Source organism: Parendozoicomonas sp. 209JJ7-1 (genome assembly GCF_058147085.1).
The window spans coordinates 33,980-57,337 of the sequence record NZ_JBYVJU010000016.1; the positions used below are offsets into that span (position 1 = coordinate 33,980).

General features: G+C 47.1%; 18 protein-coding genes. 9 read left to right on the forward strand and 9 right to left on the reverse strand.

Annotation, left to right across the window (positions count from 1 at the left end; translation table 11 throughout):
• Positions 1 to 24: 24 nt before the first annotated feature.
• The gene (gene lgt / locus ACY2RQ_RS15520) at positions 25 to 873 is read left to right on the forward strand and encodes a prolipoprotein diacylglyceryl transferase (protein ID WP_490113899.1); all 849 of its coding nucleotides are present in this window, start codon (positions 25 to 27) and stop codon (positions 871 to 873) included.
• Between the two features lie 12 nt (positions 874 to 885).
• The gene (locus ACY2RQ_RS15525; RefSeq protein WP_490113900.1) at positions 886 to 1,719 is read left to right on the forward strand and encodes a thymidylate synthase; all 834 of its coding nucleotides are present in this window, start codon (positions 886 to 888) and stop codon (positions 1,717 to 1,719) included.
• 58 nt (positions 1,720 to 1,777) lie between these two features.
• Here ACY2RQ_RS15525 and ACY2RQ_RS15530 read toward each other — a convergent pair whose 3' ends face one another.
• Entirely contained in the window at positions 1,778 to 3,382 is a 1,605-nt protein-coding gene (locus tag ACY2RQ_RS15530) for a hypothetical protein (RefSeq protein ID WP_490113901.1), read from the reverse strand.
• A 76-nt stretch (positions 3,383 to 3,458) separates the two neighbouring features.
• Positions 3,459 to 7,967 carry a hypothetical protein gene (locus tag ACY2RQ_RS15535; RefSeq protein WP_490113902.1) on the reverse strand — a complete coding sequence of 1,503 codons (4,509 nt, stop codon included), beginning with the start codon at positions 7,965 to 7,967 and terminating at the stop codon, positions 3,459 to 3,461.
• Positions 7,968 to 7,978: 11 nt separating this feature from the next.
• Between ACY2RQ_RS15535 and ACY2RQ_RS15540 the strand changes: the two genes are divergently transcribed.
• Complete coding sequence (locus ACY2RQ_RS15540) at positions 7,979 to 8,272, forward strand: hypothetical protein (RefSeq protein ID WP_490113903.1); 294 nt, start codon at positions 7,979 to 7,981, stop codon at positions 8,270 to 8,272.
• 101 nt (positions 8,273 to 8,373) lie between these two features.
• Positions 8,374 to 9,546 (forward strand): PilT/PilU family type 4a pilus ATPase, encoded by a 1,173-nt coding sequence (locus ACY2RQ_RS15545; protein WP_490113904.1) that lies wholly within the window; start codon positions 8,374 to 8,376, stop codon positions 9,544 to 9,546.
• Positions 9,547 to 9,765: 219 nt separating this feature from the next.
• On the opposite strand, the gene ACY2RQ_RS15550 is transcribed toward ACY2RQ_RS15545, so the two are convergent.
• Both ACY2RQ_RS15550 and ACY2RQ_RS15555 read right to left on the reverse strand, forming a co-directional pair.
• Positions 9,766 to 11,109 carry a DUF642 domain-containing protein gene (locus tag ACY2RQ_RS15550; RefSeq protein ID WP_490113905.1) on the reverse strand — a complete coding sequence of 448 codons (1,344 nt, stop codon included), beginning with the start codon at positions 11,107 to 11,109 and terminating at the stop codon, positions 9,766 to 9,768.
• 340 nt (positions 11,110 to 11,449) lie between these two features.
• Positions 11,450 to 11,875: an Rrf2 family transcriptional regulator gene (locus ACY2RQ_RS15555; RefSeq protein ID WP_490113906.1), complete on the reverse strand. Its 426-nt coding sequence runs from the start codon at positions 11,873 to 11,875 to the stop codon at positions 11,450 to 11,452.
• Between the two features lie 157 nt (positions 11,876 to 12,032).
• Here ACY2RQ_RS15555 and hcp point away from each other — a divergent pair, with 157 nt between their 5' ends.
• From hcp to ACY2RQ_RS15570, 3 genes are all read left to right on the forward strand, one after another.
• Complete coding sequence (gene hcp / locus ACY2RQ_RS15560) at positions 12,033 to 13,685, forward strand: hydroxylamine reductase (protein WP_490113907.1); 1,653 nt, start codon at positions 12,033 to 12,035, stop codon at positions 13,683 to 13,685.
• A 67-nt stretch (positions 13,686 to 13,752) separates the two neighbouring features.
• Entirely contained in the window at positions 13,753 to 14,826 is a 1,074-nt protein-coding gene (locus ACY2RQ_RS15565; RefSeq protein WP_490113908.1) for an FAD-binding oxidoreductase, read from the forward strand.
• A gap of 82 nt (positions 14,827 to 14,908) precedes the next feature.
• Entirely contained in the window at positions 14,909 to 15,967 is a 1,059-nt protein-coding gene (locus ACY2RQ_RS15570; protein ID WP_490113909.1) for a protein kinase family protein, read from the forward strand.
• A 68-nt stretch (positions 15,968 to 16,035) separates the two neighbouring features.
• Here the strand turns inward: ACY2RQ_RS15570 and ACY2RQ_RS15575 are convergent, their stop codons facing one another.
• Positions 16,036 to 16,602, reverse strand: coding sequence for a DUF4202 domain-containing protein (locus ACY2RQ_RS15575; RefSeq protein WP_490113910.1), 567 nt, complete (start codon positions 16,600 to 16,602; stop codon positions 16,036 to 16,038).
• 193 nt (positions 16,603 to 16,795) lie between these two features.
• Here ACY2RQ_RS15575 and ACY2RQ_RS15580 point away from each other — a divergent pair, with 193 nt between their 5' ends.
• On the forward strand, positions 16,796 to 17,812 hold the full coding sequence (locus tag ACY2RQ_RS15580) for a protein kinase family protein (RefSeq protein WP_490113911.1): 1,017 nt from the start codon (positions 16,796 to 16,798) through the stop codon (positions 17,810 to 17,812).
• A gap of 11 nt (positions 17,813 to 17,823) precedes the next feature.
• Here the strand turns inward: ACY2RQ_RS15580 and ACY2RQ_RS15585 are convergent, their stop codons facing one another.
• Together ACY2RQ_RS15585 and ACY2RQ_RS15590 are read right to left on the reverse strand one after the other, a co-directional pair.
• A complete protein-coding gene (locus tag ACY2RQ_RS15585) occupies positions 17,824 to 19,641 on the reverse strand; it encodes a Na/Pi cotransporter family protein (protein ID WP_490113912.1) in 1,818 nt (605 codons plus the stop codon).
• 142 nt (positions 19,642 to 19,783) lie between these two features.
• The gene (locus ACY2RQ_RS15590) at positions 19,784 to 21,082 is read right to left on the reverse strand and encodes a dicarboxylate/amino acid:cation symporter (protein WP_490113913.1); all 1,299 of its coding nucleotides are present in this window, start codon (positions 21,080 to 21,082) and stop codon (positions 19,784 to 19,786) included.
• A gap of 270 nt (positions 21,083 to 21,352) precedes the next feature.
• Between ACY2RQ_RS15590 and ACY2RQ_RS15595 the strand changes: the two genes are divergently transcribed.
• The gene (locus ACY2RQ_RS15595) at positions 21,353 to 22,135 is read left to right on the forward strand and encodes an alpha/beta fold hydrolase (RefSeq protein ID WP_490113914.1); all 783 of its coding nucleotides are present in this window, start codon (positions 21,353 to 21,355) and stop codon (positions 22,133 to 22,135) included.
• An 11-nt stretch (positions 22,136 to 22,146) separates the two neighbouring features.
• Here the strand turns inward: ACY2RQ_RS15595 and ACY2RQ_RS15600 are convergent, their stop codons facing one another.
• Positions 22,147 to 22,404 carry a PA3496 family putative envelope integrity protein gene (locus tag ACY2RQ_RS15600; protein WP_490113915.1) on the reverse strand — a complete coding sequence of 86 codons (258 nt, stop codon included), beginning with the start codon at positions 22,402 to 22,404 and terminating at the stop codon, positions 22,147 to 22,149.
• Between the two features lie 136 nt (positions 22,405 to 22,540).
• Complete coding sequence (cpdA, locus tag ACY2RQ_RS15605; RefSeq protein WP_490113916.1) at positions 22,541 to 23,335, reverse strand: 3',5'-cyclic-AMP phosphodiesterase; 795 nt, start codon at positions 23,333 to 23,335, stop codon at positions 22,541 to 22,543.
• Positions 23,336 to 23,358: the final 23 nt, after the last annotated feature.

The window sequence follows — 23,358 nt, forward strand, 5'->3', positions numbered from 1 at the left end:
ATTCTGGGAAGTTGAGGCACAGGTTTGATCCAATATCCGAATATTAATCCCATTGCTCTGGACTTGGGACCTCTCCAGGTACACTGGTACGGGCTGATGTACCTTCTGGCCTTTGCCGGGGCATGGTTTTTGGGGCGATTACGTTGCAAACAATCCAGGGGGCTGTGGACGGAAGACCAGTTGTCCGATTTGATTTTCTGGGGAGCCGTAGGCGTGGTTCTGGGAGGGCGCTTTGGTTATGTGCTGTTCTATAACTTTGAATATTTCCTCCAGAATCCGTTATGGCTGTTCCGCATTGACCAGGGGGGCATGTCCTTCCATGGTGGTATGTTGGGCGTCTTTGTGGCCATGTATCTTTATGGGCGCAAAATCGGTAAGTCCTTTTTCCAGACCGCTGACTTTATCGCGCCCCTGGTGCCCTTTGGCTTGGGGGCGGGCCGCATAGGTAACTTTATTGGGGGAGAGCTCTGGGGCCGGGCCAGCGACGTGCCCTGGGCGATGATTTTCCCCGGAGACCCGCTTCAGATTGCCAGACATCCGTCTCAGCTCTACCAGTTCTTTATTGAAGGTGTAGTGATGTTCGGGGTGCTATGGTGGTTCTCATCAAAGCCCCGGCCACGTATGGCGGTTTCCGGACTGTTCCTGATTCTTTACGGCACAGGTCGTATATTTGTGGAGTTTTTCCGCCAGCCAGACCCCCAGCTGGGCTATCTGGCCTGGAACTGGCTCACCATGGGGCAGTTGCTCAGTCTGCCGATGGTGATTCTGGGTGTTATCTTTATGGTATACGGGTACAAGGCGTTCCCCCTTAAAGATGGTATGAACAGTGATGACGGCCTCTGGCTGAAAGCTGCAAAAGCCAAGCAGAAATAATCTGGGAAGACGATGAAACAGTATCTGGATCTGATGCGCCACGTAAAAGAGCAGGGCGTGTACAAGGATGACCGCACCGGTACCGGCACTTACAGTGTGTTTGGTTACCAGATGCGCTTTGATCTGGCCAAAGGGTTCCCGCTGGTCACTACCAAGAAATGCCATCTGCGCTCCATTATCCATGAGCTGCTGTGGTTTCTGAAAGGTGAAACCAATATTGGTTACCTGAAAGAGAACGGTGTTTCTATCTGGGATAAGTGGGCTACAGAAGAGGGCGAGCTGGGGCCGGTTTACGGCAAGCAGTGGCGTAGCTGGGAAGGGCCAAACGGTGAGGTGGTTGACCAGATTGCCGATCTGATTCAGGAAATCAAAACCAACCCGGACTCCCGTCGTCTGGTGGTGTCGGCCTGGAACCCTGCGGTATTGCCGGATGTCTCTGTCAGCCCGAAAGAGAATGCGGCCAATGGCCGTCAGGCCCTGCCTCCCTGCCACTGCCTGTTCCAGTTTTATGTACTGAACGGAAAACTCTCCTGCCAGCTCTACCAGCGCAGCGCGGATATCTTTCTTGGTGTACCGTTCAATATCGCCAGTTATGCTCTGCTGACCATGATGATTGCTCAGGTTTGTGATCTGGAACTGGGCGACTTTGTGCATACCTTTGGCGATGCCCATCTCTACTCGAATCATATGGAACAGGTGGATGAGCAGTTGTCACGGGAGCCTCTGCCCCTGCCTGAGATGAAGCTGAATCCGGAAATTAAAGACCTGTTTGATTTTACTGCGGATGATTTTGAGCTGGTGGGTTATCAGGCCCATGCACATATCAAGGCACCTGTTGCTGTTTGATATATCACTTCTTTGACACAGAGCGGCCACATCGCTGTGGCCGTTTGTATTGCAGATATCAAGGGGGAGGAACAGGAACACCTAAGCAGCCTGTATTCTTGCTAGAAGGACCAAACTCTCGCACAGTCATGCCTGCGTTAGGAACAACCGTCTTACCATCCTTTTTATATTGAGTAACACTCCATTGTGGAGACCATACTGCTCCCCAAAGATTAACTTTATAAACTCCCGGCTCGTCCACCATAAAATTAATAGTTGGGCTGGGAGCAGGCACAAATTCATCAAGGCTTACCGAGGCCCAACCATTGACAGGAAAATTATAAAGAGTCCCACCCTGAGAAGCCGATCCTGACACATACTCGTTCATCATTATTTTACCCGGTCCTGCACAGGCACTGACAGCATATGCGAAGGCATCACCGGCAGTAGGCTCAAAATAAATACTGGATGTGGTATTATTATCCCAAGCAATTATTGTATAGCCCAGCGTATCATGCCCCGCATTCTTTTTATCCCCATATAATTTTCCTACATCAAAACCCTTTTCTCCAGGTGTATCTGAGATAGAAAGATCAACAATATCTGCGCCTATATTCTGCAGCAGAGAGGGATGTACATTCTCATTCAGGGCGTTTTTGACAAAGCCAAGCTCAAATGAAATCCAGTGCTTATTAGAAGTACGTATAGGGGTAGTAAAGTGAAAGCTGGTTTCACAGGGAGATTTTCTGTCGTATTGGTAGGCTAGTGTTGTTATCTGGACATGATCCCCTTTCTTTACAATAGTGAGTTGACACTGTTCATACTGAAAAACCTCGTAGGGGTCATAGTAGCCCAATGTAACGAAGCCATTCCAACGACGCTCCACATCATTTTGGCATACAGTGTTCCACGAGCCTCCATCTTTCGCTTCTATATGAAGGCCATCAGGGGGGAGTTTCACATTAGGTTTGTCCGGATGATAAGCCCAGGCACTGTAATGACTGGGATGGAAGTAGTCATCCATTTCCACGTGGTAATCGCCTGGCTCGTTTACCGTAATGCTGATTGCACCCTTAACATTGCTTAGATTGATATATCGTGTTGAGTTAACAGCACTCCCTTCGTCACTTTCATTAAAATGACATGTATAATCTTTAGTAATATAATAATTTTTCATGTCAAATGATAACGAACCATTAAAATACCATGCCTCAATGTGGTAAGAAAACTGTTTTGCATCTACTTCTTTTCTCGCACCTGAAAGCATGCCTAATGTATGACCAGTGTATTTTTTATCATTTACAGAAATCGAAAGATCGACAACATCTGCATCTTTATTTTGAAGCATTTCTTCCTTATATAAGTCTGTCGCCCCATATTTTAACAAGCCCAAAGGGAAAGATAACTTTGTTGACTCGTCGACACTTGCTTTCGTTGTGTACTGATAGTCCACACTACATGATCGCGTATTATCGGAGTATCCAATTGGCCTGACCTTCACATGTATATCATTATCTGTCTTCCTCACAGAGAGCCAGCAGTATTCATGGTGCTGTTTGTTGTTCCTGTCAATGAAATTATAAGAAATATACCCATTCCACACATGAGAGTTTCCATTTGTATTATCAGAATATAATCTGCCCACGGTGAACAGTAGAATCAGAAATAAAAATAAATTGCGCATTTTTATAACTCCAGCCAAGAAATTCCAAAACACTATGCCACCTGACTATGTTAAATAAACAAGCCCATTAACAGGCTTAATGAAGTATTGGATAATAATTATAATAAATACCTGGGTGATAAATACCAATCTCGTCAGAACCATTAGCGTAATAGTTTAATGTGAACAAGAGCTTCTTAATATCCATACTCTTGAATTGCTCTTCTGACATAACTCCGGCCATCAACTTGTCATTTATCATGACCTTGTAAACATAGGGGGCTTTTTTACTGATGTTTTTATATGCTTCTGATTTTTTATTAACAATTAAATCGTAATCCGGATTTCTCCCTATATAAAATTCGACATGATTAAATTCGCTTCCATCCCCTGAATTCTTACAATAAAGGTCATCAATTGATAATAATTTAAAGCCTTTCAGGAGAGTCCCTCCCGCATGTACTTCCATATGGCCGTCTTTATTTATTAAAGCAACTAACCCCTTGTCATCATCGCCAACATGGATGCTGAATAATTCATCAGTGTCATTGTCAATATGGCTGAAATGATTTTCTGTCAGGCACTTCAATAAAACAAAGCCCTTTACTCCATCATCAAATATGATTTTCTTATCTTTTTTATTTTTCTTGTCATCTTTATCTTTTATCGTGACAACCGGATTTGTATTTTTATGAAAATTCAGTACTCCTTTACCATGAACATCCTGGCTTACAGAAGCCGTTAGGCTGTTATCTGCATTCGTACTTTTATTGGCAACAATGCCATCCTTGTTTTTTATTAACCAGTCACCATTCTTTTCCAAACTGAAATCGTCATCTTTCAATCGATTTTTCTTTGCAAGGGTATCAAGAGTCTCATGATTCACAACCACATCCAGGGCTGCGTTGAAAATAGCGCTCACAAGAGAGTAAAGTTTCCTGTAGGTGTTATCTTTTTTATCCTTTTTATCATTCACAATCTTGGCAACAAGTGCATTAAGAATGTTTTGCGCCCTCTCATAGACAGTATCTCCTTTTTTCTCGCTTAATAATTTGAGAAGCGTATCAATATCTTCATACGAGATCTTTGTAGAAAACAGCTCTTCATCTTTTTCACCAATACCACCTAACCAACCCCCATAATCTATATATGCTTGGGTAAGTATTGGTGTAAAATAATTCAACTTCGGACTGTCAAGTAAATAATCATCAACGTCCTTAGTGATGTCAACACTATATTGATTGGTGCCAATCACATCGGAAGCTTGTACAATTTTCACAACATCTGGTTTGCTTTTGTCGGTCACGGGTGGCTTATTGGTTAGTTTAAATACTAACGGCTTCTTGGAATCCTTTTGTTTAACAAGCTGGAAATCATCATTGCTATACAGTCCATATATGAATGAACTGGCTACAGGTCGAGATATCCAGTAACAGTTACTATCTTTGTGTTTTTCTACCTGTTCATGCTGACAGTAACTTTGCAGCCCTTTGATAAGCACATATGAAAAATAATCAAGGGACTTAAGTTTTACATTTTTATCCACTATTGCATCAATGTCCTTATATGAAGCACCTGACAAATATTTCTTCAAAAAATCATCCAGAGATGAAATAAATTTTGGAGCAACTTCATAGAGATTCCCTTCGGCCACCTCAATTTCTGTAGCCAGTGAGTTTTCCAACAAACAGCATTCATTAACACCAAGCTTTTTTGCCTCCGAAGTGGGAACGGGGTCATAACCACCGAAGCTCTTTGCAGTACACTGAACATTACCTGTGTTAAAGGATTTATAAGTAAAGTAGCCGCTCTTACCGAATCTGACTTTTGTGTCAGGATTTAGCACTGAAATGGTTTCCTTTTCTTTCACACAATGGTTTACTATCTGATTCGGCTGATCAAAAGCCTTTCTGTATTCTTCATTTTGAGAATAACTTTTACTAATGTTCGGGAAGGCCGGGCTATGTTTGTCACCAATAACCTTATCAACATAACTCTTATAGTCAAAACGGTATGGGTCATTATTATCATTGAGCCTGTTTTTGAAGTAATCCACAACATCATACAGAGGGCTCTCTTTATCTACCGCCCCAAAAAGATGATCGTGATCTTTACTATAGGGATATACAAGAGAGTCGCGTGCACCACAGTCCCCTGTAAAACTTACCGTTGTCACACAGTTGTTATTCAAATCATCTGAAGTTCTTCTATCATTTATTGATTTAGCCAGAGAGTTTGCGATTTTTGAATAAAATGCGCCAACAGTCTCACCAGACCCAAAACACTTTGAATTAAAAGCCTGGGTATGTTCGTCATGGGCACACTGCCCTTCCGTATGAAAGTAGTAACTATAATTAATACCCAAAGTACAATTATCAGGCATAGGAAGATTATTGCCGGCCGGAGAAATAGTTTGATAGTCTATTGCACATATAGCATTTTTATTAAGCATGCTCTCAAATGTATTTTCTCCATATTTTGCTAATAGTTCATCTATTTTCTCAAGAACGTCTTCTCTTTTTGGGGATTTTTTATTTATTTTGTCCGCAGCTTTAAAATAGTCAGCTTTCTTCTTGCTTACAGTTTTGGCCACTTCCTTCACTGTGCTCTCATAGATTTCCCTTTTCTTATCAACAAAGGAATTATACTTAGCGACATATTCATGTATGACTTTATCCCTGTCTGGAATGCTTTCAAAATCAAATTCATTAAAAGCCCCCCTTATGTATTGACAGTATTTTATATATGATAAAGCATCAACATTGTTGGTATACCTCACCTGTCTACTATTTTCCCCAAACATCTCTCCCAGACAATTAATCAAACCAAAATGACCAATATTAAATACTTTGTTCTCAAGTAAATTCTGGATATTGTTTTGGGACTTAATCTCTAAAAACATTCTCTCATTCTGTAGTGCAGAACTGGCATGAAGATTCATAAGTGGTCTGAGTGAGTCTAAATCATAAGCGAGCTTTTCATTGTTAACATGATCCATATAACCTTCAACATATAGCTGCTTTCCTTTATTAATCATTTCCAATAATATTTTATTCAGCTCAGGTCTTTCTCTTTTGGATCCTGCCAGAAGATTGTATTTGTCTGTATAGCTTTGATAGATATTTTTATCAGCAAGATAGGTGAAATTATCATTGGGTCCATTATTATTATGAATAGATGTTGTATACAGCGTGTTCCTTTCTATATAAATCTGTCTATCCGCCATATTGATGTCAGCGATGTAACAGTTCCCATGAACATATGTGAAGCGTTTTGAAGGGCAGGTTGTACCTTTTGCCTTTGTCCATAGCATGTTGCTCCATACCCAGAAAGACCACTCAGCTATTGCTCCTCTGGGAATACCTCTCACCAGGCATTTATCCATTCTTACCCGGTAATCTGATCCTTGCTCACAGAGGGGCCTTATTTTTGAAATGTAAACTGGAAACCCATGATCTTCAGCAGTATCAGTGAAAAAAACCTTTCTTCTCTGCCAGTGAATGGGATTGTTGTAGTAACATTTATTATTTTTGGCAGTAAAATCAACTCCACACCCGCCACTCAGAGGATAATAAGGTCCATTGTCATCCATGTTCAGGCTCATGCTTTTATCATTCGCTGGTAATGTTTGCAGATAGCCAATTCTGCATTTGTCGCCGAGGTCTTCCGCCCCTGGTGGGCAGGGCGGATTGACTGGAGGGACGCCAAGAAGTATGGCTTTGTGCTTCAGTTCTTTAACAACCTTTTCATTCAGGTGGTCTTTCAAGCCATCCAATGCGTCCCGCGCAATAACTGAGGCGTTGAATTTTCGCAGCACATCGCTAAACCAGCCCTCTATATGAATCTCCTGTACAAGAAAAATATCAACAAGCATGTGAAGAATATTCAGCCAAAATTCCGCGAAACCAGTACCAGCAGGAAGGTTCATTTTGCCCATTTCTATAACATCAACAACTGTTCCCCAAATGAGGCCGACTATAGGAATATTTCCGAGGAGCTGCTTAGATGCTTGCCAACTATCAATGTGGGCCCAGGTTTGGTTTGACTTGGGGAATTCATCTTCCATAATCATAACGATTGTGTTGGCGATGATCTGAATGGTAAAAAAGACATCCCCGGCAGCATCAAAAATTTCAGAGGCAGTGAACTGTTCAGGCCCTTCTCCAACTGCACCGGATACACTTTCCGGAACGTCTGTTTCCGTAGCTCCGGCACCTAGAATTCCGGACTCCCTCATAGATGCAAGAGCAAAAACATCTTTGTCTGCAAAATTTTCCAGCTCTTTGGTAGCCCCTGCGGCCCCAAGCATTTTAGAAATATACTCACTGTATCCTGGGTTATTCTGAAAGGCGATCTCACTTGTAAAACTCGTCTCCATCTCAAACTCGCCCACGTTGGGAGTATCGGCAGAACTATTTGTAACAACCCTCGATATCAGCGCCATACTGCCTTCTGCAGGGATATCTTCATCTGCAGCGATCTTTTCCGTATTCAATAAACGGGCCGCATCCTCATGACGGTTAGACGCTTCCTCCCAGGCAGCGTTGGGTTCACAGGGTATGCTTCGCACTGCTGTCGAGACTACCATCGAGGTTACACCCAGCATGAGAAGACAGCGTGCCTTCTTACCTTTGTATTCACTATACGACAGCACAGACTTATCCTTTTTCAGGAGCAAAACACAGAGGGGTTACTTGCAATCACCTCAGGTCATTTTGTATAGACGACGATTATCAATCCTGCTACTACAACGAAAAAAACAAAGAAAAAACAACAAAGAAAAATAACAAAGGGCCGGATTCCTTCCTGCGCAGGGGCGAAACAGCTACTGTTGAAGATGCCTGTGGCGTGTTTGGCCATAAGTACAGCCGTCAGGAAGGTCATGCTATTTGTTTATTTCAGTGGGATTGAGGGGCAAAGCTCCTTACTTGTGAACAGGCTCTTGTTGAACTGATGGGATGGATTAGTCATCATCGTTATGATGTGATCATTGTTGTAGAAGTAGAAATATAATGGGTCTCGAAAAAATAAAGTCCTACCTGACTGCCCTCGCTAAATATGATGGTTCTGACCTTTATCTGAGTACCGGAGCGCCCCCCTGCGCTAAATTTCAGGGGGTATTAAAGCCATTGTCGAAAGAGCTATTACCACCAGGGGTAGTGCGGGAAATGGCTTATGGAGTTATGGATAATGAACAGAAAAAGGAGTTTGAGGAAGAACTGGAAATGAACCTGGCGATGTCTATTCCCAGGGTCGGGCGTTTCCGTATCAATATCTTTTTGCAGCGCAATGAGGTGTCCATTGTCGCCCGGAATATCAAAGCAGAGATTCCCAACTTTGATGATTTGAAGCTGCCTCCCCAGTTGAAAGATATTGTCAATACCAAGCGTGGACTTATCCTGTTTGTTGGTGGTACTGGCTCTGGTAAATCCACGTCACTGGCGGCTTTGATTGACCATAGGAACGCCACTTCCGGCGGGCATATCATTACCATTGAAGACCCGATTGAGTATGTGCATAAACACAAGAAATGCATTATCAATCAGCGGGAAGTGGGTGTAGATACCCGTAGTTATAGCTCGGCACTCAAGCAGACTCTGCGGCAGGCACCGGATGTTATCCTGATTGGTGAAATCCGGGATCGGGAAACCATGGAGCATGCTCTCGCTTTTGCGGAAACTGGTCACCTCGCAATTTCTACCCTTCATGCCAATAACGCAAACCAGGCTATAGACCGGATAATCAACTTTTTCCCTGAGGAACGCCGCCCTCAGCTGGTTATGGATCTGGCCATGAATCTGAGGGCTTTTGTCTCCCAGCGTCTTGTAAAAACCACAGATGGCAAACGTGCCGCGGCGGTTGAGATTTTGCTGGGAACAGAAACCATCAAAGAGAAAATTCTTAAGGAAGAGTTTGAGGAAATTAAAGGCATTATGGAAAAGTCAGAAGGCGTGGGTATGCAGACCTTCGACAGCGCTTTGTTCCATCTTTATCAGGAAGGCCGTATAGACTTTGATGAAGCTATTAAAAATGCGGATGCGCCGAATAATCTGCGCCTGCGGATGAAGCTGGCAGAAGAGAGGGAGCCTGCTGAGGAGAGCTTCATTTTCTCTTTGGCTGAAGAGAAAGAAAAAAAACACGGAAGAGCTTCGTTCGCAATTGATGAGTCTGAGGAAGAAGCTTAGGGGCTGTTCACAATTAGGGACACCCGAAGGGCCTTTTCGAGGGCTTCCATGGCTGCGTTGCAGCGACTTGAAAGACAACCAGTATTCCTTCGTCGCTGCGCCTTGCCCTGAAAGTCCTCGGAAAGGCTGAGCACGATAACTAATTGTGAACAGCCCCTAGAAACAGAGCACCAATACATTATTTTTATGTAAGCTCTTTATGTATTGGTGCTCAGAGATTCAGCGACCGACACGAAGGCTGAATCGTGCACCTTCCCTGCAGGTAGGACTGAAGCCAGCTTGTGAGTAGTTAATGGTATGAATGAAATAGAGTGTTCTCCCGGGCCTGTAGGGAATAAAGCCACCGATAGGAATCAGTCTGATGGGCATGATCAGCTTGTTACCAAGAATATCACTGAAATCGCCAACTTTACTGGCGTTACCGGGGTTCCAGCATTTCAGATAGTCTTCTCTACTGACATTGATAAGAGAACCACTGGCTTGGAAATATTTGACTTCGACGGCGTCTCCCAGGCTGACAGGCATTGATGATAAATCAAGTACTGAAGTGTCTCCGGCACTGGGATTTATTTCGCTACTATTTTGATGGGGGTTAACCTCAAGGATAAAGCGTCCATAGTTACGCCGACAGAGTTCACTTGTGATAAAGCGACCATCTGCGGGGTTGTAGTCTCCGTAAACAAAGTAGTGTCTTGTGTAGGGCAGGAAGCGAGAGATACCTCCCAGTTGTTCAGCCTGATCGGGCCAGATGGCACGCATGCTTAAGGTCAGACTATTGTTGTCATTGGTATTACCCTGAAAGAAAGTCGTCCGCTGGAAGGGGTTAACAGGGTTACCATATATCATGGGATTATCAAACTGGCAGCGCCGGTAATCTTCCTCTGAAACCTCAAACAATGCTCCCCGGTGGCCCTGTCCGGTTGTAACATTCAGGTCTGTTCCATAGCGAATGGTATATGTATTGTCCTTTGATCCAGATCGTTTCTTGTAAGTGAGTACAAATTCATTTTTAAATATAACAACACTGTCGATAAGAGATCCACAGCACTCTCTGGCCCCATACTCGTGAAATTGCAGTGTTTCAGTGGGCGATGAGGCAGTGAAGGTGTACTCAGCGGTTTTCCACTGGTCGGTACCCCGGTTGGAAACAGGCAGTCGAGTGGACAGATTGGCTATTGTGATACCCAGTGATGCGTCAGCATTGGCCTGGTCATGAAGAGCATAATCGAAACGAAGTGTATAGTTCCTGCCGGTTTCAAGATTATTAATAACCTGTTCAATGGTAGCTCCTTTACTAATATCAGCGTGTTGTAAGCCTTTCGCACCATACAGACCCAGCTTTCTAGTGCGATTGAGGTGCAGGCTGATGGAGCCGTTAATAACTTCCCACGGGCCTATGCTGTCCCCCGTGTTAAAATCTTCCCAGCCTTTCCCTATTGGTGGCAGGGTTGGTTGCTCAAAACCGTCGTTCTTGACAAGATTGATTGGAGAGGCGTGTACAGACATGCTGAGTGTGAGCAGGCAGTAGAACACTATGCCAATGCGCTGTATGTGAATGTCCATGACAAATACCTGAATTTGTGGGGGGGGGTGGATAAGTGTTACATGGGAGTTTATTAAATAAGTGAAGGCTCAGAGATTCAGAAGGTTGTTAAAAAAGCTTGTGACAAGCCTGCAGCTATTGCCCAGAGATTGTTTCGGCAGTCTTAAGGGCTTTTACGAGATTCCGGTATTTAATCTCAAATGTACCTTGAGAAGCTAAGCCTGCAACAGATGATGAGACAGAAGTATAGAAATAAATGAGCAATATTAAAGTGTAAAGTTCGCTTTATGGTTGCCTGTTAGGAGAAACTGTACATGATGGCTATGTCATGGGAGAAGGTCAGTCGATAGACGGCATTGGTCAATTCAGTAACAGTTTGACCAACTCACTGCGATTATCCAGCAAATCTTCCAGGGTATAACTGTCCAGTACACCCACAAACGCATTCATGGCATCCGCCAGTATACTTTTCAGACGACAGGCAGGCTGCAACCGGCAGGCAGGAGTATTGCAGTCGATAGCCTGCAGATTAATCTCCATAGCCCGAACCACTTTCCCGATATTAATGTCCCCGGGAGCCATGCCCAGCTCTATGCCACCGCCTTTGCCCCGCACATTATGGAGAAAACCGTGCTGCCCAAGTTTCTGTACAATTTTCATCACATGGCTGCGGGAGAGCTCATAGGTTTCAGTGATTTCCGCGACGGATAGTCGCTCCCCTTCCGGTTTCAGTGCTGCCTGAATCAGTGTACGTAAAGCGTAATCTGTGTGTCGGGTCAGTTGCATCTTGCTCTGGTCTGCCGGAAAGGTTCACATGTGATGAATATTTAGCCAGCTCCGGATTATATATGCCAGCAGGCATTTATACGTATGTATCAAAATGGAATTTACGTTAGCATAAAGATTCAAAAAATATGAATGTTTATGTCGTGAGGATTTCACTATGTTCTGCGTACAGTGTGAACAGACTATCAGAACCCCTGTGGGCAATGGTTGTTCTTACGCTCAGGGTATGTGTGGTAAAACATCTGACACGTCCGATCTTCAGGATGTGCTGATCTACATGCTGCAGGGTGTGTCCTGGTATGCCCTGAAGGCCCGTGAACAGGGCATAGTGATCCCAGAGATTGACGGCTTCGTCCCCCGCGCATTCTTTGCAACCCTCACTAACGTAAACTTTGATAATGATCGTATCGTCGCTTTTATCCGGGAAGCCAACGCTGCCCGTGATGCTCTGAAAGCCGCCTGTGCAGAGAAAGGCATCGACATGTCCGACGCATCTGCTGCGGCCACCTTTGAGCTGGCAGAAGATATGGCAGGCATGCTGCTGCAGGCTCCTGCCATGCTGCCTAACCGCGGCAAGGATGAAGTGGGCGAAGATATTGTTGGTCTGCGTCTTTTGTGCCTTTACGGCCTGAAAGGGGCGGCGGCTTACATGGAGCACGCCCGGGTTCTGCATCAGACAGATGCTGACGTAGGTGCAGAATTCCACAAGCACATGGCCTGGCTGGCCACTGACCCGGCCGATGTTAATGCTCTGCTGGAATGTGCCATGGCTATCGGCCAGCTGAACTATCGGGTTATGGAAATGCTTGATAAAGGCGAAACAGACGCCTTTGGTCATCCGGAACCCAGCCAGTTGAACGTCAAGCCGGTGAAGGGCAAGGCGATCGTTGTTTCAGGCCATGACCTGATCGACCTTGAAGAGCTGCTTAAGCAGACCGAAGGTAAGGGCATAAACATTTACACCCACGGTGAAATGTTGCCAGCCCATGCTTATCCGGAGCTGAAAAAATATCCCCATCTCGTGGGTAATTTCGGCAGTGCCTGGCAGAACCAGCAGGCGGAATTTGAAGAGTTCCCTGGCGCTATCATCATGACGTCCAACTGCATTATTGACCCGAATGTTGGTAAGTATGCAGATCGAATATTCACCCGCAACATTGTAGGCTGGCCGGGTGTCTCTCATATTGAAGGTAATGACTTTTCCGCTGTTATTGAAAAGGCGCTGGAACTGCCCGGCTTCGAATATGATGAAATCCCCCAGATGATCACCACCGGCTTTGCCCATAAAGCACTGATGGGCGCAGCCCCTGCGGTGATTGAGGGCGTAAAGGCCGGAGATATTAAACACTTCTTCCTGATTGGTGGTTGTGACGGTGATAAGTCTGAGCGTGCCTACTTCACTGATTTTGCCAAGGCCGTACCGGAAGACAGCCTGATTCTTACCCTGGGTTGCGGCAAATACAAATTCAACAAACTGGCCTTTGGCGATATAAACGGCATTCCCCGTCTGCTGGATGTCGGTCAGTGCAACGATGCCTACTCAGCGATTCAGCTGGCCCTGGCTCTGGCGGAAGCATTTGAATGCGGCGTGAATGATCTTCCTCTGTCGCTCATTTTGTCCTGGTTTGAGCAGAAGGCTATTGTCATTTTGCTGACCCTCCTGTCCCTGGGTGTGAAGAATATCCATACCGGTCCTTCCGCTCCGGCCTTCCTGACGGACAACCTGATGAACATTCTGGTTGAGAAGTTCGATCTGAAACTGACGACAACCGTCGAGCAGGACCTGAACGCAATTCTGAAAGTCGCCTGATAGTGACCGGGGGCCTGTTGAGCTGATATGAGCGAGGCAGGCTCCGCCCTCTGGAGTACAAAGTAATATGTTGCAGCCTGAGCAGATAGTCGAACACTTCAACCAGTACAGCCGTGCGCAGAATCTTCAGCGCAGCACCATAGAGCTGGTCTGCCAGCGGGTAATTGATGAAACCCCTGATATCAAAACCTTTGTTTTTACCGCAGAACCAGTCAACCGCTTCTGGTTCAAGCCCGGACAGTTTATCACTCTGCAACTGGAGATTGATGGTGAACAGGTTCACCGCTCCTACACCATCGGTTCAAGCCCGTCCCGCCCCTGCACTCTGGAGTTAACCATCAAGCGTGTGGAAGGTGGAAAAGTTTCCGGTTGGATTTTCGATAATATTGAAAGCGGTAGCCGGGTCTCCGCAATGGGGCCGAATGGTGGTTTCAATATTATTGACCTGCCGTCCAACAGATTACTGCTGATGAGCGCCAGCTGCGGTATTACTCCTGTCATGTCCATGGCTCGCTGGTTGCTGGATACCGGTGCTGATGTGGATATTCATTTTATCCATAGCGGAGCGACCGAGCAGGATCTGGTCTATCGTCAGGAACTCACTTATCTGTCCGGAAAACACGACAACTTCAAACTGGATTTCACGGTAGATAGCCGTGACGGACTGTTAAACCAGGAAATGCTTCAGCGTCTGGTGTCGGATCTTAATAGTCGTACACTCTATATCTGCGGTGCGCCGGGTTATATGAATGCGGTAGAAACCATGGTGGCAGATGTCGGCTTTGATATGAATAACTATCACTACGAGAAATTCACCGCTGACCTGCTGGAGAGTGAGCAGGCTATAGTGCCTCCAGCTTCAGAAGGGGGGGGAAAGCAGAGTTACGCCGTTGCTATGGAAAAAACCGGTGTCTCCGTTGAGGTCGACCCGAGCGAACTGCTGGTGGATACCCTGCTGAACAATAAAGCGCCGATCATTGCCGCATGCCGCAGCGGTATGTGCGGAGCCTGCAAGGTGCAGATTATTGATGGTGAAGTGGACAGCACCAGCCAGATGACTCTGACTCCGGAAGAGATTGAGCAGGGATATGTGCTGAGCTGTTGCTCACGGCCTAAAACTGACATTCGCGTGGCTATCTAACCAGATTGTTAGTTCCTTCTGAGTTCCATCTCTGGCCGCTGTCTAATGACTAGAGACAGAACAGGTTGTCAGGGGAGATATCATGGCGATAGCGGCATTCCAGTCTGGATTGGGAGCTATTAAAAGTCTATTGGCCGGAAAGGCTTCAGTGGAACCCCACAGACTCACTTTTGATGGGCATAAGATAGCCAGCGCAGAGTCTCAACGCTGGCTGCTGAAAGAAAAGGAACGTCTGGACGAGAAAGAATCGTATTCTCTGGGAGGAAATTCCAGAGTGTATTCGATTTGTTCCACTGAACCTGCGGTGGCATTGAAAATTATAAAGAATAATCCCAGCGCCCAGGAGAGGGGGATCAGGGAAATAGAGAACCTTCGGAAACTTCAGCATCCGAATCTTGTAAACATGCACGGCATGTTTTACAGCCCTCTTGCCATAGTCCTGTGGCTGGGAGATGGAAATCTGCGACAATATTGTGAAACCCATGATTTCGCTGTCACTGAGTGGCTCAGCTGGGCACGGCAGTCCGTGGATGCGGTGACTTATCTCCATGAATTGAAAGTGGTTCATACGGATATCAAGCCTGAAAATATCCTGACGTTCCCTGATTCCGGTCACCACATAAAACTGGGGGATCTGGATCGGGCATGCGAAACCGGGGCATTGGTTTTCATGGGGAATGCCAACGTTGCCCCTGAAGTATCTTCTTTCTGGCAGAAAAAAGTCACCCTTGGCGGAGTCAATGTTTTATCTGTGAACCGCTGCATGCTGGCAAATGATGTCTGGTCGCTGTCTTATACTTTTTTTCGATTGGCGGAGGAGTTCGGCTTTGGCAGGGAAAAGATATTCGAGACAGTGAATGGCTTTCTTGAAGCCAGTTTTTTTGATGTTGAGGATCAGGTTATTGAAGACTTTGTCTTACAACTGGCCAGCAAAACCAGTCAGACGTCACCAAGAAAAAGTCCCGGCAGGCAGCCAGGTGCATTCTTTTGCAGGGTTTCCGAAGATAAGACAGAACAGCAATGCATGATGGTATTGCTGAAGCTTTTTCTGCAGGGGCTTCAGGTTGATTTCTCAAAGAGGCTGGAGATTAAAGAACTGGGCAGAGGGCTGCGTGAGATACCGTTGCCCGGGCAGAAATGACCGGAAAACGTTTCCAGCCTTATTAAAACCGTTGGGGTTTAAATCTCTCAAAGCCTTAATTGAGGACTTTAATTGAGGGCCTTTTGCACTAAAGCCAGAGTTTCCTCAGGAAGCTCAAGTGAGAGTGCGGCCTGCCGGGCTTTCTCAGACATTTTCCTCCAGGTCTTCTGCACAATTCTGATCACTTTATCTTCCGGATGTTTGGCGGCAAAGGCCAGGAAGCCGGTTTCAATAAATACCAGACAGGCACAGTCTTCCACGGCCTGGGCGTCGGTATTTTTCTTCAAACTCTGCTTGCGGATAATTGTTTCTGTATGGGCACGGCTTTCTTCGCTGTAACCCTGTTCCTTCATAATCTGTACAGCTTTTTGGGCATGGAATTTGCCCAGAGATGTCCGCCATTTCAGGTAGCCGGTGCGATCCATGGGGTAATCCGAGCGGGGAATTTTCCAGCGGCACAAATGCTGGCTGCGTACCGCGATCTGCAGTTCTTCAGAAGCTTCCGGATACAGCTTCTCCAGCCAGCGGGTCATATCCCCGGCATAAATCAGTTCATCGGCCTTGCCATCGGTTTGCTTCGGGTCCTGGGCATGGAGGGAATCAATGGCCTGAAGGGTATTACTGAGCTGGGACACAGGTATCTCCATAGGTTTTAAGTTTTTATGGTTTCGGACAATAGTTGAAGGTGAGCGCTGGATATTAAGCCGGTTATTAAGTCGGTTATTAAGAGTGTATGCCGTTGTCCCGGGTTTGGTAACACCTTTGTCAGGCCATTTTCCCGTGTTTTTTGGGACAGTAGGTGTTTTCCAGAGCCATCAAGAGGGAACTATGAATGTATCTGCGACTTCTGGTGCGGGAGGGGAGAAATATCAGCTAAGCCTGGAAGCAGGAAATGTTTCTTCGGAAGACCAGCGGTGGTTGGGAGGCCAGATGGCTGGAAAGCAACTTCCTGCGGAAGGGGGAACTTTTTACGTTTATTGTGTCCGTAACTGTGTTCCGGAAGTTGCCCTTAAGGTTGCTAAAAAGGCAGAGGATGGAAAAGCTTTAAAGGAGCTGGAAAGAGAAGCCAGATTACTGAAAACACTTCAGCACCGTAACATCATCACTTTTATGGGGATGTTTGATTCAGCGTTGGGGCGGGTCTCAGTGCTGCCCCGCTATGACAGTGATCTATTGGATTATTGCGAAAGGAATTCTTACGGCGTTTTCCAGTTAAAAGATTGGATTGACCAAATCAGCGACGCTCTTATTTACATACATAGTATGTCCTTCGTGCATTCCGATATTAAGCCGGAAAATGTTCTTGTTAAAAAGACTGGCGAAAGTCTGCACCTGGCTCTCTCCGACTGGGGCTGGGCAGGTAATGTAGGAGAGCCCATACATCCAGAGAACAGCAGCTGCGCGCCGGAAGTCTCTCAGTTCTGGTTGAGAACCCAGGCTTTAGCCATGGTGGATTTCCGCAGTCTAGAGGAAAAAATGACCGAAAATGATGTCTGGTCATTTGGTTATATGATCAGGAAGCTGGCCTGTCGCTTTCCCGACGACCATGAAACAGAAACACCGAGAGCGATAAGTGGTTTGTTGGGAGATAACAGGGACATAGGTGTGAAGATTGAGCCAATAGAATACCTGATCGGGGACTTGATAGAAGATACCAAAAGGCCGCCGGCACACAGGCCAGAGGTTGGTATACGGTTCTTTTGTAAGCTGTATGATAAATATGAAGAGAAAGAGCTGATGACCCAAATCCTGAAATTTGCCCAGTTCGCTATGGCTGTCAACTATCATGGCCGACCCGATATAAAAGCATTGCAGTTGTTGTTTAAAAAGCCGATGAGTGAATAACTCAGACACGGTTAGTTTTCGGGGCGGGGGACCATCGTCCAGAGTGAGGACACCTGCCCGGCCTGGGTATCCGGGTGGTTGTGGTGAATAATCGCTTCCTGCCCCTGGAGCAGAAGAATAACGGCACCATCAATCATATTGTTGCAAATTGTATGGGCTGTTCCGTTGTCTTTTATTAATGCTGTTGTGTGCAGGGCGTTTGACTGCTCTTCTGCGAGTAGCTTATTCAGGGAGTCTCCGGTCAGCAGATCCTGCTGGAATATTTCGCTTTTCAAATTGTTAATGGCCAGGGAGATATTTGTGTCTTTATCCTGGGAAAACTGACGTATATGTCGCAGGGTATTGATGATGCGGGCGCGCAGGTGCCAGTAATATTTACGGGTTTCTGTCTCTGAACGAATATGGCGTCGCAGGTTTTTGTGCAGAAGTCTCAGTTGTTTAATGGCTGAAACAAAGTTATCACAGGCCATGCGAATAGCGTCGATAGAGGCTTTCTGCTCCGGTGTAGCCTGGGGGCTGAGCTGATCACAGAAGCTGGTAATGTCCTCATAAATTCCGCGGATCTGTAGTTTGTAGAGTTTACCAACACGCCAGTTGGGCCAGGGAGGAATCGATTCTGGTTCATGAATATTGGAATCCTCAAGAATCCTGTTATCACCGATATAGAGCCCGAAACCTATCAAAGCCACAGTGCGGCGATACAGCCGGGCGCTTTCTGTTCTCAGGGCAATTATTGCTGCGTCCGGATGGGCCAGGGAGGCATCGGTCAGCAGACGGGTACGCGCTGGTTTTTTATCAGGCAGGGGTAAATCAAGTGTTGCCGTATCGCTGTTGGCAGGCAGCCAGCTTTGCAGGACTTTCTCCAATAGACCCAGCACGGGCATAACCAGAATCGCGCCAACACAGTTAAACAGTGTATGGAACAGTGCCAGTTCCAGCATGGGGTTGTCGTGGAAGCCCATTTGTTCTGCGAGATTCCGGGTTAGGGATTCCCAGAAAGTGATGGAAGGAAGAATAACCAGCGCCGCAGCCATTTTATAAATAATATTGGCCAGAGCCAGTCTGCGGCCATCTCCCGGTGCGCTTACCGAGGCCAGTGTTGCAGTGGCTGTTGTACCTATATTGGTGCCAACACACAGGGCCAGTGCCTGTGAATAGTCAATATGGCCATTGGCCATGGCAGCGATTACCAGTACCAGCAGGGCATGGCTGGACTGCATCAATACAGTCAACAGAATGCCGGCCATGACGCCCCCGGCCAGGGAGTAATCCGCTGTCAGTAGAGTCAGGTCACCGCTACTGGCCATGCCTTCCCGGATGTAGTGAATACCAAGAAACAGAAAGCTCAGTCCCAGCAGAATATAACCACTGCCCTTGGCTCGTTGACTGGTCTGCAGCTGAAGCAGTGTACCCATCACCAGCATTGGCATGGCGTAGTGGGAGATGGCAACCTTCATTCCGTAAGCAGCCATCAGCCAGGTTCCGGAGGTGGCTCCAAGCCCTGCGCCAATCACCAGGGCCATGCCTGCGGCCAGGGTTACCATGCCGGTACTGACAAAGGACACAGTAATCACAGATACCATGGAGCTGGATTGCAGAACACTGGTAGCCAGTGCTCCAGTAATAAAGCTGTTTATGCGGGTGCGGGTAGTACGCCTGAGAGTTTGGGCGAGCAGGCCACCGCTGGTCTGGCGAAAGCCCTGCTCAAGGCAGAGCATGCCGAACAGGAACAGTGCAATTCCGGCAGTGATGGTAAGAATATCGGGACGAAACCAGAAGCTGAGAACCAGAAGTACAGCAATAGAAAAGAACAGAATCCTGCGAAACATGGGATATCCGAAGAAATTATTATGGGTTTTTATGCAACGACTGAATATCGGCTGGGGACGGTTTGTCTGTAGTTTGGAAGGAAGAGCGACCCGCCTGAATAGCTGATGCGGATCGTTCTTTATTTTGGAACATTATGGTTTATCAGGTAGAGACAGTTGGCCGCTTTTCACCGTTATAAACCTCCATATCCAACTCTCCTTCGCTCTTGGCGACCAGGGTTGCCACCATAATATCGCCGCTGATATTTACCACGGTTCTGGCCATATCCAGAATCCGGTCAATACCGGCAATCAGGGCCACACCCTCCAGGGGCAGGCCGGCAGTGGTCAGCACCAGGGTCAGCATAATTAACCCTGCACCGGGTATACCCGCTGTGCCGATAGAGGCGAGAGTGGATGTGGCGATAATAGTGAGATAATCACTGGAAGTCAGGTCGACACCAAAGGCCTGGGCAATAAACAGAGCGGTCACACCCTGGTACAGGGCTGTACCATCCATATTGATAGTACAGCCCAGGGGCAGGACAAAGCTCGATGTGCCCCGGGATACCCCCAGTTGCTGGGAACAGCGCAGGCTGACCGGCAGGGTGCCGGCACTGCTGGATGTGGTAAAGGCGATAATCTGGGCATCAAAAATAATTTTGAAGAAACGCACAGGGTTGATACGCCCGATAACTCCGAGCACCAGCCCGTAAAGGCCATACATCTGCAGCACACAGGCGATATACACAGCCGCAATCACTTTTATCAGAGGCAGCAGCACATCCATACCATAGGATCCCGCCACCCAGGCCATCAGGCCGAAGACACCGTAAGGGGCGAAGCTCATCACAATGCCGGTCAGCTTGTACATGGCTTCAGCCAGGCTGGCAAAAACGGTAATGGCAGGTTTGCCTTTCTCTCCACTCAGGGTCAGGGCGATGCCCAGGGCCAGAGCGAAGATAATAATCTGCAGAATATCGCCGGCCGCCATGGCCTGAACCGGATTCTGGGGAACCAGCCCAACAAGAGTATTAATCAGGGAAGGGGCTTCTTCGGCAACAGGCTGCTCTTTGGCTATCAGGCCCAGTCCTTCACCGGGCTCCAGAATATGGCCGAACAACAAGCCCAGAGAAATGGCGATAGCGGTTGTCAGTAGGTAAATAAACAGGGTTTTTACCCCGATACGCCCCATTTTTCTGGTGTCCTGCATGGAGCTGACTCCAACCACAAGGGAGCAGAATACCAGGGGAACAATCAGCATCTTGATGGCATTCACAAACAGGGTGCCAATGGGCTTTAGCATCACTGCCTTTGGACCGAGCCCGATGCCCACCATAATTCCCAGTAACATACCTGCCAGAATTTTTCCCCATAGCGGCAGGTTCTTCCATTTATTCCAGAGAGACCCGCCTGATGATTCTTTGTTGGAGGACGGGGTTCTGGCTGAGCCTGTGGACATTGAGCCACTCCTTAAATGTAATGTTTCTAAGTAATGATAGAGGGGGAATATGCCGGCGACATTCTTTGGGAAATCTGGTCGCGCACACGAATCCGTTCCATGTGGTGGTAGAATACGATCCTGTATCACACAGAAATCATCGGGACTGTCTTAACGTTAAGGCCGATGGCAGGTTACGGGCAGGTCAGAGAAAGTTGGCAATGTTCAGGCATCAAGCCAGATCTATGAATTGTTCCTGGTTGTTAATATAGACATTTGTTCGGACAGAAAATGACAGGTAAAAATGAGTTGAACTATCGCCTCCAGGGCGAGGGGCTGCTGGTTGTGATACTCCATGGTCTGTTTGGCAGTATGGATAATCTCGCTCCTGTGGTTCGTCATCTGGTTTCCGATTATCAGGTGCTGTCCGTTGATCTCCGTAATCATGGACGGTCCTTTCATGCAGATACCATGAGTTATCCCGAAATGGCGGATGATGTGCTGTCACTGATAACGCAGCTGGAACTGCCCGAAGCTGTTGTGTTGGGTCACTCCATGGGGGGAAAAGTGGCTATGCAGATGGCCCTGGTATCACCAGAGAGAGTGAAAGGACTTATCGTTGCTGATATAGCGCCGGTGGATTATCCCCCCGGGCATGACGAAGTGCTGAAAGCCATACAGGCCTATGACTGTACAGCTGCCTCCCGAATGGCAGTGGATCAGCTATTCGCTCAGTTTATTCAGGAACAGGCTGTTCGCCAACTGCTGATAAAGAACCTGATGCGTGATGAATATGGGCGGTATATCTGGCGAATGAATGCAGAGGCATTGGTAGCTAACTATGATGCGGTACGTAAATCCCTGGAACTGGATAACCGGGTTTATACTGGCCCAGTGTTGTTTATTAAGGGAAGCGAATCAGATTATTTACAACCAGAACACAAACCGGCGATTGGAAAACATTTTCCGGCAGCCACCCTGCGGGTGATTACCGGCGCAGGGCATTGGCTGCATGCGGAAAAACCAGTGGCGTTTAATGGTGTTGTGGATCGCTTTTTGAAAACGCTTGGCTGACAGCCGGTGGGTCAGTGATACCAACTGTCGTCTTCTTCGAGACTACCAAAGTCGTTTTCGTCGTAGTTGTCACCAAGCTGGTCTTTTAACTGCTTACGGTCGAAGTAGTTTTCTATCCCTTTGCGAATGCTGCGGGCTCTCTTGCGCTTGCAGCGTTGCTGCTGGGATTTCTTCTTCCGTAATTCCAGTCTGTCGGGAAGTCCATCGTCGGGAGCGAGGCCATCAGGCTCCGAAGAAAAGGGCTCGGAGTCTATTGTCGAGCGGGGCATGATAGTGAGTCCTTATACTGCATGTCTCACATTCAACTTTAGAAAACGGGTGTTGAGATAAAAGGGCTTGGTAATACCTATTCAGAATAAGCTGATAAAGGCTGTTCCCGCCGGGTTTTAGCCGGTAACAGAGGTGTCAATATCCCGGCTGGGAGGTGTCTGGCAGCCAGCTTCTCGGGGGCATTCTGTACACTTTCGTATCAAGCATACCGTCTGGGTAGAGCTTGAGTCGGCGGTAACCGGGCTGGCGCTCCTCATCCACCGCAAAGTCCCTGGAGCCGGGAGCAAACTGAACACATGTGGACGGCGTACCGAGAATGCGAATGCCCTGGTACATCTCATCCCGTTCCTGGTGAGTATGGCCATGGATGATGGCTTGAACCTGGGGATAACCTTTGAGCAGGGTAAACAGGGAACAGCTGTTCTTCAGGATGATATTATCCATCCATTCACTGCCAACAGGCAGAGGGTGGTGGTGTAGCGCGATAAGCACCGGATGGGCCTGAAAAGCCACAAGCTGGCTCTCCAGAAGATCAAGGCTTTCCGCGCTCAGGTGCCCGTAGGTGGCATTCGGCTCCTGAGTATTGGCGAACAGGATAACCCAGTTGCCCAGTTCAAGGTGATTGGGGAAATAATCCGCGAAAGCATCACTGCTGAGTTCATTTATTTCATCATGATTGCCCCTGACCCACGCACAGGGCGCACCCATGGTATCAACAACATTCTGGCAGTAAAAATAAGACTCATGGGAGTTGTCCTGGGAGATGTCCCCTGTCACCAGTACCTGGTCAATATGTTCTTCCTGCTCCCGGGCCATGGAGACAACGTCGGCAAAAGAGCGGCATGTTTTTATGCCCATAAGATCGCGGGAATCATCGGCAAACAGATGGGGGTCTGTCAGCTGAATCAAGTGAATAGGTTTTTGCTGCACGGTTTGTTCGCCGTTATTCTGCC